A 12,218-nucleotide genomic window follows, 5' to 3' on the forward strand; every position below is an offset into this window, starting at 1 on the left:
TGCCATCAGGGTTTAAAAATAGAAGTAATCACAGGTTCCTGGCATACAGCATGAACGTTTTCCCGTTGATACACTCTATATGGGGGAGTTTCAGAATATTTCACCCGTTCGGAGCAAAACTCACCGTTTAAAGCAGCACTGGGTGTTAGCGTAGGTTGCGCTTAATAAGCCCGGGTCTACAGTTCTAAAAAAACGAACATACCTTGTAACTTTTTTCGCTTTTGCGTCGTGAACGAAAACACGTACAATTGCAAAAAAACTACACTGAAGTGTGTAGTTTTTAATTTATCAGCTAACGCGAGTATTTCGCGACAGTGAAAGGAAACGTAATTTCAAACTCTATGGGAAATTTAGTCGAGATAGATAACATGACATTTCGTCGCGGTGATCGCGTGATCTACGACAATGTCTCAATCCAGGTTCCCAAAGGGAAAATCACAGCAGTGATGGGCCCTAGCGGTATCGGTAAAACTACGCTACTCAGGCTTATTGGGGGGCAGCTTTTGCCCAGTTCGGGAGATATCCGATTTGATAAGGCAAGTATTGTTTCAATGACCCGGGGCGAGTTGTACGCTGCGCGCAGAAGAATGAGTATGCTGTTTCAAAGTGGTGCCTTGTTCACCGATATGACGGTGGGCGAAAACGTCGCTTTTCCATTGAAGGAGCACACCAAGCTGAGCGACGATATTATCAATACCATTGTTGCTCTCAAGTTGCAGGCCGTCGGTCTAAGAGGCGCGGTGGATATGATGCCCAGTGAACTTTCTGGTGGCATGGCAAGGCGGGCTGCACTCGCCCGTTCTATCGCCCTTGACCCTGAACTTATCATGTACGATGAGCCTTTTGCGGGGCAAGACCCTATATCAATGGGCGTGCTTGTGAAACTTATTCGCGAATTGAATGACGCGCTGGATGTAACCAGTATTGTTGTTACTCATGATGTGACTGAAGTACTGACTATCGCAGATTATATTTATATTCTTGCTGATAAACGCATCATTGGTAAAGGTACGCCTGAAGATATACGCAATAGTGACTCTGCACTTGTTCAACAGTTTCTGAAGGGAGAAGCCGATGGGCCAGTCCCATTCCATTATCCCGCGCCTGGGCTGAAAGAAAGCTTGCTTGGAGGTGGCGCATGAATCTTTTGCAGCAAATTGGCAGTGGCACCATTAGTAAGGTGGCAGCAATAGGGCGTGCCGGACTTATGCTATTTGGCGCGCTGGCCTCTCTTCCACGCCTCAAAAATGTGCACCTTACTATTCGTCAGATTTATGTTGTGGGTGTTCAGTCTCTGTTAATTATTGTCGTGTCAGGATTATTCATCGGCATGGTGATGGCGTTGCAAGGGTATACGATACTTGTAGATTACGGCGCAGAGGGTAGTCTCGGCCCCATGGTTGCTCTTTCTTTATTAAGGGAGTTAGGACCTGTGGTAACCGCGCTTTTGTTCGCTGGTCGGGCAGGTTCTGCACTTACTGCTGAAATAGGGCTTATGAAAGCCACAGAACAGTTGTCGAGCCTCGAAATGATGGCAGTGGACCCCTTACGTCGCGTGGTGGCACCTCGCTTCTGGGCGGGTATGGTTTCAATGCCAGCACTGGCACTTATTTTTAGTGCCGTAGGTATTTTAGGTGGTCATTTAGTTGGTGTTGACTGGCTGGGTGTGGATGCAGGAAGCTACTGGTCGTTAATGCAATCCACCGTTGAGTGGGAAAAAGATGTCATAAATGGGGTGATTAAAAGCCTCGTATTTGCCTTAGTTGTGACCTGGATTGCCATATTTAAAGGTTATGATTCAATCCCCACTTCGGAAGGGATCAGTAAAGCGACAACTGAAACCGTTGTCTTTTCATCTTTAGCTGTATTGGGGTTGGATTTCGTACTCACCGCCCTGATGTTCGGAATTGAGTAGGGGAAAGTAATGAATAAGTACAAAACTGAGCTTATGGTTGGCGTTTTTGTTGTCCTGACCGTTGGCGCAATTTTATTGCTGGCGTTAAAAGTCGCTAATCAAACCATGACAAGTGCCGGAGACACGTACAACCTCTATGCAAAATTCGACAACATTGGCGGGCTGAAAGTACGTTCTGCAGTGAAAGTAGGTGGTGTGACCATTGGACGTGTGGCGGACATACACCTTGATAAAGATGATTATACCCCAGTCGTGACACTGAGTATCTCCACAGCATACGAAGGGTTCCCTGATACCAGTTCTGTGTCGATTCTGACGTCTGGCCTGCTCGGTGAGCAATACGTCGGATTCCAACCTGGTTTTTCTTTTGATGGGGTTGAAGAACTTAAAGAGGGTGACTATTTACAGGACACGAAATCAGCATTGGTACTGGAAGATCTGATAGGCCAGTTTTTGTTTAACCGGGGTGGAAAAGACGAATAGCCCGAAAGATTTTCATTGTGGCGCAGGTCTGTTAAATAGAGCCGTGACCTGAAATCTGTACCAAATTTGTAAACTTAGGAGATAATCCATTGAAAAAACTATTGCTTGTTGCCAGCCTTTTATTCGCCAGTGTGGTAAGTACTGCATATGCTCAGGAAGTCAACGAGGAAAACCCGTATCAGCTGGTCAAGGCGGTAGGCTTGAAAACCTTTGATCGGATTAAAGACAGTCAGGACCAGATTGAACAGGATCCGGAGTTACTGCGCACGATAATGAAAGAGGAATTACTGCCGCACGTAGACTATCAGTTCGCAGCATTTAAGGTACTTGGTAAGTATTTTAAATCGGTGGAGAAAGATAAGTTGTCTGAGTATGTTCAGGTTTTCCGTCAGTACCTCATCACCACTTATGCAGTTGCTATGGGGTATTACGATGACCAAACTGTAGTGTTTGAACCGGAAAGTGATTTTACAGGTCAGAAGTCTGTAACAGTTCGCGCTGTTGTTCAGGATCCGGGTCGTCCGGAAATTAAGGTCGCTTTTCAGGTGCGTAAAGACAGCAGAACCAACGAATGGAAAGCATATGACATGGTTGCGGAAGGTATCAGCTTACTCAACAGTAAGCGCGCTGAGTTTGAGCCCATCCTGCGTCAAGAGGGCATCGACGCAGTAATTAAGCTTATGCGGGAAAAAATTGAGCAGCCGGTGGGTGAGCAAGTAAAACAAGCGAAAGACAAGGAAGCAGCGTGAGTTTATTCCAGCTAAACGACGCCGGCGTAGTGCACATTCACGGTCATCTCGACCGTGATACTCTCGCCAAAAATTGGTGGTGTATGTTAAACTCCGCGGAAAAGGCCTCACTGGCAAAATTGGGTAAGTGTGTTCTCGATCTTGGAGATGTTGAGAGAATTGACAGTGCAGGTTTAGCTTGGTTAATAAACGCAGTGCGCGATAGCAAGGGGCATCACATTGAAGTGTCACTTGCGCAGGTACCAGAGAAACTTCTAAAACTCGCCAGGATCAGCGAAGTCGATACGCTCTTACCCGTAACCTAATCCACTATATGGCAGAATGAAGAATCATGGAAATATCTGAAATCGAAGCCTTGTTAAAAGACAAGCTGGAACTTACTGAAGTTTATGTAAAGGGTGAAGGCTCACACTATACTGTTATTGCCGTTAGCGACAGCTTCAACAGCATGAGTCGCGTGCAGCGTCAGCAGGCAGTATACGGCCCTTTGCAAGACAAAATATCTGACGGCTCCATGCACGCCGTTTCAATCAAAACTTTTTCAGAGTCCGACTGGCAGCGTGAGCGTCAGTTTCACTTACCTCAATAACGGTCGTTAATACGTGGATAAACTAGTTATAAAAAAAAGCCCGCCTTTAAACGGTGAGGTTCGCATTAGTGGTGCTAAAAATGCGGCGTTGCCGTTACTCATGACTCCGCTTCTTACTGACGACGCCTGCCGGTTTACTAATGTGCCTAATTTGCGCGACATAAATACCACCACCGCCTTGCTCAAGCAGCTTGGGGCCGAAGTAAGTAAGCCTGATGACAATGAATTACGCATTTCCGCAGCCAGCCTGCAAAGTGTTACGGCGTCATATGAACTGGTAAAAACCATGCGAGCCTCAATTCTGGTTTTAGGCCCTTTACTCGCAAAACAAGGGCAGGCGAATGTATCACTGCCTGGAGGCTGTGCCATAGGTGCCAGACCGGTGAATCTCCATTTGTCAGGGTTAGAACAGATGGGTGCTCATATCGAAGTTGATGAGGGGTATATCCGGGCAAAAGTTGATGGTCGTCTTAAAGGTGCGCGCATCTTTATGGATATGGTCAGTGTAGGTGCTACAGAAAATTTAATGATGGCAGCCGCATTGGCAGAGGGCACCACTGAGCTTGAGAATGCTGCCAGGGAGCCAGAGATTGTCGATTTAGCGAACTGTTTGAATCAAATGGGAGCGAAAGTCACAGGAGCGGGTTCTGATCACATTACTATTGAGGGCGTTGAACGTTTACACGGTTGTGATTACCGGGTCTTACCAGACCGTATTGAAACTGGAACTTTCCTGGTGGCCGCAGCTGTGTCCGGCGGCAAGGTTACCTGCACTCATGCAGCACCGGAAACACTGGAAGCTGTTTTAAATAAGTTACGCCAGGCAGGTGCAACCATCACTACGGGAGATGATTGGATAACACTGGACATGGAAGGCAAGAAGCCAGTCGCTGTGCAGGTCAAAACGGCACCACATCCGGCGTTTCCCACCGATATGCAGGCTCAGTTTGTTACCTTAAACTGTGTAGCCAGTGGTACAGGTGTAATCACAGAGACAATCTTTGAAAATCGTTTTATGCACGTGCCTGAGCTTCAACGCATGGGGGCTGAAATCGCTTTAGAAGCCAACAGTGCGGTTTCTAAAGGTAGTTCTGTCCTGAAAGGTGCTCCTGTCATGGCTACAGACCTTCGGGCATCAGCGAGCCTGGTTATCGCCGGTCTAATCGCCGAAGGTGAAACCCATGTCACCCGAATCTACCACCTCGACCGTGGCTATGAGCGTATTGAGGAAAAACTCAGTGCATTGGGTGCAAATATCCGCAGAGAAAAAGAGTAGCAATGCAAATTTAAGGTTGGGTGGGGTAGCTAATAGAAAAGTCAGCACCACCCAGCTTGCTTCTCGACACTTTACAGTGACCGTGATGCCAACTTTGGATCCGTTTTACTATCGCCAAACCTAATCCTGCACCTCCCCGCTCCCTGGTTCTGGCGCTGTCCGGGCGAAAGAATGGAGTGAAAATCTTTTCCGCATCCTCAGGAGCTACGCCTGGACCATCGTCTTCCACGTGAATAACAACCCACTCTTTGTGCTGCTCAGCAGATAAAACCACTTTGGTGTGAGCATATCTGATAGCGTTGAGCACCACGTTTTCAATGGCTCTTTCAATAAAATAACCATCGCCCATTATGGTAAGTGGAGCGGGCAATATTTCAATATTAAGTTCTGAATACTGAGGTTTTACGCGCAGAGCTATATTTTGCAGCAATTCGGAGACTGGAATTTGACTGACGTTTAATTCAGGAGGTTTGCCATCATATCGCAGGTAGTCGAGCATTTCCTGAACCATTCTTTCCAGTTCGTTGACGTCTTCCCGCATGGCTAACCAACTGACTTCATCGGGAGTATCGTTGCTTCCTAAGGTAAATTTAAGGCGCGCCAACGGTGTTCTGAGCTCGTGAGCAACGGCACCGGTCATTTCCTTATGGCGTGACAATAACTCTGACACCTGCTGACTCAGCGCATTTAACGCCGTTGATATTGGGGCGACAACAGAACGTTTCGGCACGATAATAGTCGGTAAGGAGCCATCTGTATTGACCGACCGGATCCCTTTGGTGATATTCGAAAGGTCCCGCCAAAGAGGCCAAATCCAAAGTGCTACTGCAATGCCCAACGTGATAAAAAAGACCAGGCTATACAATCGGGCGGGAAGAACATTGGGTGGCACTGAAAAGGTAAACTCGTATAAACTTTCATTGTCAGCAAGTGCATAGAGTTGTACTGAATCCTGATAAAACAATGCAAGCACTTCACCCTCGAACAGCTTGGTAAGAGAATCTTCACTGAAAGCCAGTGAAGTTAACGGCAACACTTTGGGTTTGTGTACATCAAGGTTTGCCACCACCTTTGCTTTATTTTCTCCCGAGAGGCCGGCTAATTGAGCCTTAATATCTTTCGCCTGGGGAGGGAGTAATTTGTCATCACCATAAAACAGGGGTTCTAACGCTGTGCTTAAGCCGATAATGGCAATGGCGATAAATAAGTAAAAGCTGAGGAAAAGACGGGTCACACTAGTTCCAGGCGTCGGCGACAAAGAAGAAACCCTTGCCCCAGATGGTCTTAATGCGATAGGGGTTACTCGCATTATCTTTAAGCTTTTTGCGTAGCCTGGATACTCTTACATCAGCAGAGCGGTCGAGGCCGTCGTACTCGCGACCAATGATCTCACTATAAATGGTGTTCCTGTCGACAACAGAAGCGGCATTGATGGCTAAAAGCCATAACATGTCGAATTCATGGCTGGTTAATTTGATGGATTCTCCCCCCAAAACAACAGAACGAGCTGCTTTATCAATACTCAATTTGCCAAAAGTTAACACCGCCGGCGTTTGGTTTTGTTCCTCTTGGTGACTGGCCGTCGCTCTTCGAAGGAGGGCGTGGATCCTTGCTAACAATACTCTTGGCTCAATGGGTTTAGTTACGTAGTCATCTGCACCAATTTCCAAACCCAGCACGTGATCAAAATCATCGTCTTTGGCCGTCATAAACAATAACGGGCCATTATAGTGTCTTCGCAATTGTTTACACAGCGTAAAGCCATCATCCCCAGGTAACATTACGTCTAAAATAATGAGAGACGGTGGCGACACTTTCACCGCGGAAAGCAGTGCATAGCCATCCGGCATATCAGTCACATCAAACTGATTCTGAATTAGGAAATCCTTTACCAGGGTACGTAGCCTGGCATCATCTTCAACAAGAATAATATGTGACATTAGAACAGACTCCAAGGATCTTTAACACGACGTTTGTCTCGTCGATACTCCCATTTTACCATTAGTTTTTGTGAGAAAATGGTGTGCCCCGCCTCGTCTTTAATATACACCCAGCTGTCCTCACTTAGCTTTATCTGGTGAGTCATTTCCCCAGGTTGTTGAAAGCAGTTTAACTGTTCCGACCCTAAAAACAGGCAAACAGGAAAACCCTGATCTATCGGCGATCTTATAGACACAGTCATTGTGCACTGATCACCGAAGTGGCCTGTAATGCAAGTCTGAGGGGATACCAACCATTTGCCGCCAGCTGCCAGGGCTACAACGGGTAAGGTAATTCCGATTAACGCCAGAGCGATTAACTTGCTTGTCAATGCCATCCCTCAGAACGTGTACGTTAAGCCGGCAAAAACCGTGCGGATATAGTTCTGGCTGACAATGGGGCTCTGGGTTATGGAAGACGGCAAGTGTTGGAACCTTGCAAATAATAAAATACCCCATTGAGGATCAAGTTGTTTCGTCAAAGAAAGGTTAGCACCTGGCCGAATGCCGCTACCGCTGCTATACCACAAACGTTTATCATCTGTATCCCGGGTGGAGATACCATAGTAATAGTTATTAAAAGTTGCATCGTGCCAGGTAATCTCCGGGCCGATAGAGATTATCCATTCAGCCAAACTTAACCGATATCGATAAGACAACATTGCTTTCATACCCCGGTGGACGTTGGCTATATCGTGTTCAACCGTCAGGCGAAAAATACTATTGGTTTTACCGGTGCTGAGTCGAATACCTGCATGAACACCATTGTTTCTTCTGGCGAGAGATTCAATGTTAATTCGCGACGTGACACTACCGGGTGTGGATAAAATTTCATTGGCGGTGAACAGGTCCAGCGGACTGGCGTCAAACCCGTCAAAGAAATGAAATGGCCGGGCCTCACGATCATAAGTAATAAAACTACTCACACCAAAGGCATCTTTCTGTGCCCATTGATAACCAAGTTCCAGATTATCTACATAAAACGATTCGCCATACCAAGCGAAATCACCGATGAGAACGAGATTTTGGTTGTCGCCATTACGCAAGGGGTTGGTGCGTTGTCCGTAACCGATGGCTAGGGCAAAACGAAAGGAGTCAGCAGTGACACATTCGCCTGGTTCGCAGCTATCATCAGCATAGCTATGAGAAAAGCATAGGGAAAACAGAAGAAAAATAAGCCAGCGATTCAAGAGTACCCGTCCTGTAAAAAACTCGATGACAGAGTACCGTTTCACGTGAATGTAAAAAAGGGGAGGTTACATTTTCACACAATTTATGACGTTTTTGAACTGACGTCAGACTCGTCAACCTTTACGATGACAAAGTATTTAAACTGAAAATTCACACAGTATTTACAAGTTGGTAAACGTATGTACACATGGTATGAAATTTATAGAAAATGTTAGAAAAAACAAATAAGAATGGTGTCGTTTGCTGTCAACGTTCTGCAATATGTGCTATATATACTTTCGTTTAGTTTGTGGTTTTATTACAAAAGTTCTGTAACTAAAAAAATAAAATAATAAGTTGCAGTCCAAGCTCATTGGGTGAGGTGTGCGCGTGAGAAAATTTTTCTCGTTACAACGTTACATTTTGAATTGTTTAGCGTCAGATCCTAAAAACAGTATTCCTGCTGTGCTATTTTCACTGATGCTGGCCACAATCATTTTTCTGGGTGAACCGCCTTATGCTCTGGCGGAAAACGCTGAGCCAGACAATACAGCAAAGGCTGAAAACTACTGTCAGCAAAATGATAAGTGTAGTGATAGAAAAAACCGGAGTTAACCGGTTTTTTTATGTTTGTCTTGTTAAGTGTTGAATTAGCGAGAAGAGCCGGTACTACTGGGTTGCCCTAACTCAGCCACAGTCGCTGAAATTTTCATGCTGTTACCATTGCGACTAATTTCCAGTTCGAGTGTTTTGCCAGGCTCTGTTTCGGCAATCATATCAAGTGTTTTTGAAGCGCTTTCAAGACGGATCCCATCTATTGCGACAATGACGTCGCCAGCGCGCAATCCTGCCTGATCAGCAGGGCTTGAAGAGGCAACTGCAGTCACTTCAATGCCGGGGCGATCTCTTACTTCGCTACCAATAAAACCCAGTTGACCGCGAATGACCTTGCCTTTCTGGATAATTTCGTCCATTACTCGCTTTGCCAACTCGTAAGGGACAGCGAAATTTATACCATCTACATTTCTGACACCGCTGCGAGAGTCTCTCACTTGAAAATTTGCGTTGGTAATGCCTACCAAGGTGCCGTTACTATCAACTAAAGCACCGCCGGAGTTTCCTTGATTTAGTACGGCATCGGTTTGAATGAAATCAACATAATTAGACAAGCCGTTTCTGCCTGCGCGGCTAACAATACCGTGCGTAATCGTCTGGCCCAAATCGAAAGGATTTCCAATAGCCATAACAAGATCGCCCACATGTAAATCCGGCTCACCGGCTTGCGGAATGACATGTAAATCTTCTGCATTCACTTTTAGGACGGCAAGGTCGGTGAGCTGGTCTGTACCTACAATCTGTGCTTCGAGGATTCTACCGTCCTGAACTGCCACAAAAATGCTATCGGCATTGGCAACTACGTGATTACAGGTGAGCAGGTAACCTGTATCCGTCATTATTACCCCGGAGCCCAGGCTGGTTCTCTCTCGGGGGCGACTGCGAAACAATCCGGTGTCAGTTTCAATACTAACGCTATAGATGTTCACCACAGCGGGTGCCGAACGGCTAATGGCAGTATAGTGGGTTTGTCTAGGAGGTAATGAATTGTCGACAGAGAAAATAAAGTCAGCGAAGCCTGCGCCACTGCGTAAATTGGGCACAAAAAACAACAGTAAAACCCCTGCAACTACGCCCAGAAAAATTGATTTTATAATAAAGCTGATGAATTGCTTGCCTGCCACGCCTGTATCATTCCATATTGCCTCAACAATGATAAACGAGGCGAAGTACTTAATAGAATTCTATCATACCAATTGACGTAAGTAATGCACCACTCAGTCGAACTTAACTAATCTAAATAAAATGAGGCAGGATGAACGAGAAATATAGGGAAGGAAAAACAGCGCCACATTAAATAGTGGCGCCGTGTAGCTTAGCGGATAAGCAAATAGATGGTAGCATTGCCTCGTCTAACATTTAGCGCAATGACATCATCCGCTGAATCGTCGAGTTTTTCTCTGAATTCAGCCACAGTCCTTACTCGTTGACGGTTTACGCCAATAATGACATCTTCGGCTTCCAGACCAACCCTCGCTGATGGGCTATTTCGCTCAATCTCTGTGACCTGAATGCCGTCATTTCCTGCTGCATCTTTTCCATTCACCAAGGTAGCTCCTTCTAAAGCCGGGTGAATGGTGGATGCAGTTACCTGGCTGTTGGCTGCATCGTCTAAGGTTACCATTACTGTTTCTTCGTCGCCGTCGCGCACGATGGTGAGTTCGACTTCAGCACCGGCACCCATACTGGCAATCTTCGCCGCAAGTTCGCGGAACCCGGTTAACTCTCGGCCATTGACTTCTGTAATAATGTCACCGGCTTTGAGGCCCGCCTTTTCAGCTGCAGATTCAGGTGTAACTTCTCTGACGAACGCGCCTCTGTTAGAGCTTACTCCCATGGCTTTAGCTAAACCGGCGTCCACGTCATTACCCATAATACCCAGCAAGCCCCGACGAACTTCGCCAAACTCAGCAATTTGGTCGACAAGACTTTTCATCATGTTGCTCGGGATCGCGAAACCTATTCCAACGTTGCCGCCATTGGGACCAAAAATAGCGGTATTGATGCCAACAAGTTCACCCCGTAAATTCACCAGTGCACCACCAGAGTTACCACGGTTAATAGCAGCATCTGTTTGAATGTAGTCTTCGTAACCGCCAATGTTCAGGCCTGAGCGACCCAGCGCAGAAATAATGCCTGATGTTACTGTTTGCGAAAGTCCAAAAGGGTTGCCAATAGCTACAACATAGTCGCCAACGCGCATGCTGTCAGAATTGGACAAGGGCAGTGCTGTAAGGTCTTCAGCATCAATTTTTAACAGCGCAATATCACTTTGTTCATCTGCACCAAGTTTCTTTGCTTTGAATTCTCGTCCGTCACTCAGTTTAACAGTAATTTCGTCCGCGTTATCAACAACGTGATTGTTGGTTACGACATAACCTTTATCGGCATCTATAATGACGCCGGAGCCAAGTCCTTTAAAAGGGCGTTCTTGCACTTGTTCCTGTGGACCGCCAAAGAAATAGCGAAACATTTCTGGAACGCGTTGGGTGGCAGTTTGAGTGCCCTCAACAGAGATACTGACGACTGCTGGCATGGCTTCTTCCAGCATGGGCGCTAGTGATGGCATTTCCTGTTTTTTTTCTTCACCGAAAAAAGGCAATGCGGCATTAGCGCTGGCTGACATGCCTAAACTGCTTGCTACAACACTCGATACTACAAACATCTGGCGTAAAGATTTCTTCATATTCGCTTACACTCCTTCATGTCACATGCGATATGGTTACGTTCACTGACAGACCCGGGCGAGATACAAAAGTTCCGAACTCAGTCTTTCTGTGCGGTAGACTGACCGGTTGCGCCGACAAACAAACCAGATCCTTCGTTTGCAAAGTCTCTGGGTTGCGCTTCGGGCACGGCGACTGGCTTCGCTTTTTCTTTGCCCTGGATATTATTTCTCAAGTAGGTCGTTGCTTGCTCACCGTAAAACGGTACACGGGGCGTGTCGTCCTCACCCTGGGTGAGCAATCCTTCGTATTCGTTAATTTGCTGTTTGAGGGCATCACACTGCTTTTCTATGGATTCCACAGCCTGACGAGTCTGGTGAATATGATGCTCAGCCTGTTGAGACAGCAATTCCTTGATGTTCTGCTCAGCTTGTTTACTCGCCTTTGTATTACCTTTTCCTGAATACATAAATCGAGCAGTAAAAAAACCTATGATTAATCCAACAACTAATAAGGCAACCGGAATAAGTACGTCCATTGATATCTCCAAAAAATAACAGTACGGTGAACGACAGTACTGAAATGCAAAACTACTTCGTGACTATAGCAATATCTTAATACAAATGCCCCTAATACTCGGCGGCGTCGGACTGAGATTTGTAACAATCATTTATATTCGTAAGGTAAAACCTTCATCTGTTGGCGCCCCTTGCGGTATGATTAACGCCGTTGTTGATTTTACCGGTATTTACCCGGTATTTAAGAACATATTTCAA

General features: G+C 46.2%; 15 protein-coding genes. 8 read left to right on the forward strand and 7 right to left on the reverse strand.

Features of this window, described 5'->3' with window-relative positions; genetic code table 11:
• Positions 1-341: 341 nt before the first annotated feature.
• The 7 genes from ACXACM_RS08155 to murA all read left to right on the forward strand — a co-directional run bounded on the left by ACXACM_RS08155 (position 342) and on the right by murA (position 5,012).
• Positions 342-1,142: an ATP-binding cassette domain-containing protein gene (locus ACXACM_RS08155; protein ID WP_474820985.1), complete on the forward strand. Its 801-nt coding sequence runs from the start codon at positions 342-344 to the stop codon at positions 1,140-1,142.
• Entirely contained in the window at positions 1,139-1,915 is a 777-nt protein-coding gene (gene mlaE / locus ACXACM_RS08160) for a lipid asymmetry maintenance ABC transporter permease subunit MlaE (RefSeq protein WP_474820987.1), read from the forward strand. The genes ACXACM_RS08155 and mlaE overlap by 4 nt, the downstream gene beginning before the upstream one ends.
• 9 nt (positions 1,916-1,924) lie before the next feature.
• Entirely contained in the window at positions 1,925-2,398 is a 474-nt protein-coding gene (gene mlaD / locus ACXACM_RS08165) for an outer membrane lipid asymmetry maintenance protein MlaD (RefSeq protein ID WP_474820988.1), read from the forward strand.
• An 89-nt stretch (positions 2,399-2,487) separates the two neighbouring features.
• On the forward strand, positions 2,488-3,147 hold the full coding sequence (locus ACXACM_RS08170; RefSeq protein WP_474820989.1) for an MlaC/ttg2D family ABC transporter substrate-binding protein: 660 nt from the start codon (positions 2,488-2,490) through the stop codon (positions 3,145-3,147).
• On the forward strand, positions 3,144-3,452 hold the full coding sequence (locus ACXACM_RS08175) for an STAS domain-containing protein (protein WP_474820991.1): 309 nt from the start codon (positions 3,144-3,146) through the stop codon (positions 3,450-3,452). The genes ACXACM_RS08170 and ACXACM_RS08175 overlap by 4 nt, the downstream gene beginning before the upstream one ends.
• Before the next feature lie 26 nt (positions 3,453-3,478).
• Positions 3,479-3,736 carry a BolA family protein gene (locus tag ACXACM_RS08180; RefSeq protein WP_474820993.1) on the forward strand — a complete coding sequence of 86 codons (258 nt, stop codon included), beginning with the start codon at positions 3,479-3,481 and terminating at the stop codon, positions 3,734-3,736.
• 13 nt (positions 3,737-3,749) lie between these two features.
• A complete protein-coding gene (gene murA, locus ACXACM_RS08185; protein WP_474820994.1) occupies positions 3,750-5,012 on the forward strand; it encodes a UDP-N-acetylglucosamine 1-carboxyvinyltransferase in 1,263 nt (420 codons plus the stop codon).
• A 10-nt stretch (positions 5,013-5,022) separates the two neighbouring features.
• On the opposite strand, the gene ACXACM_RS08190 is transcribed toward murA, so the two are convergent.
• The 4 genes from ACXACM_RS08190 to ACXACM_RS08205 are packed head-to-tail and all read right to left on the reverse strand — an operon-like array spanning position 5,023 to position 8,181.
• On the reverse strand, positions 5,023-6,246 hold the full coding sequence (locus tag ACXACM_RS08190; RefSeq protein WP_474820995.1) for an ATP-binding protein: 1,224 nt from the start codon (positions 6,244-6,246) through the stop codon (positions 5,023-5,025).
• 1 nt (position 6,247) lies between these two features.
• A complete protein-coding gene (locus ACXACM_RS08195) occupies positions 6,248-6,952 on the reverse strand; it encodes a response regulator (protein WP_474820997.1) in 705 nt (234 codons plus the stop codon).
• Entirely contained in the window at positions 6,952-7,323 is a 372-nt protein-coding gene (locus ACXACM_RS08200; protein ID WP_474820998.1) for a DUF3019 domain-containing protein, read from the reverse strand. Before ACXACM_RS08200 ends, ACXACM_RS08195 begins: the two co-directional genes overlap by 1 nt.
• A 9-nt stretch (positions 7,324-7,332) precedes the next feature.
• On the reverse strand, positions 7,333-8,181 hold the full coding sequence (locus tag ACXACM_RS08205; RefSeq protein ID WP_474820999.1) for a MipA/OmpV family protein: 849 nt from the start codon (positions 8,179-8,181) through the stop codon (positions 7,333-7,335).
• A 370-nt stretch (positions 8,182-8,551) separates the two neighbouring features.
• On the opposite strand from ACXACM_RS08205, the gene ACXACM_RS08210 reads away from it, so the two are divergent.
• Positions 8,552-8,776: a hypothetical protein gene (locus tag ACXACM_RS08210; protein ID WP_474821001.1), complete on the forward strand. Its 225-nt coding sequence runs from the start codon at positions 8,552-8,554 to the stop codon at positions 8,774-8,776.
• Between the two features lie 35 nt (positions 8,777-8,811).
• On the opposite strand, the gene ACXACM_RS08215 is transcribed toward ACXACM_RS08210, so the two are convergent.
• The 3 genes from ACXACM_RS08215 to ACXACM_RS08225 form a co-directional block, all read right to left on the reverse strand.
• Positions 8,812-9,900, reverse strand: a complete 1,089-nt coding sequence (locus ACXACM_RS08215; protein ID WP_474821002.1) for a trypsin-like peptidase domain-containing protein — start codon at positions 9,898-9,900, stop codon at positions 8,812-8,814.
• A gap of 191 nt (positions 9,901-10,091) precedes the next feature.
• Complete coding sequence (locus ACXACM_RS08220) at positions 10,092-11,462, reverse strand: DegQ family serine endoprotease (protein WP_474821003.1); 1,371 nt, start codon at positions 11,460-11,462, stop codon at positions 10,092-10,094.
• Between the two features lie 80 nt (positions 11,463-11,542).
• Entirely contained in the window at positions 11,543-11,980 is a 438-nt protein-coding gene (locus ACXACM_RS08225; protein WP_474821004.1) for a ZapG family protein, read from the reverse strand.
• Positions 11,981-12,218: the final 238 nt, after the last annotated feature.

This window comes from Alteromonas sp. AWQ4_252 (genome assembly GCF_056158205.1).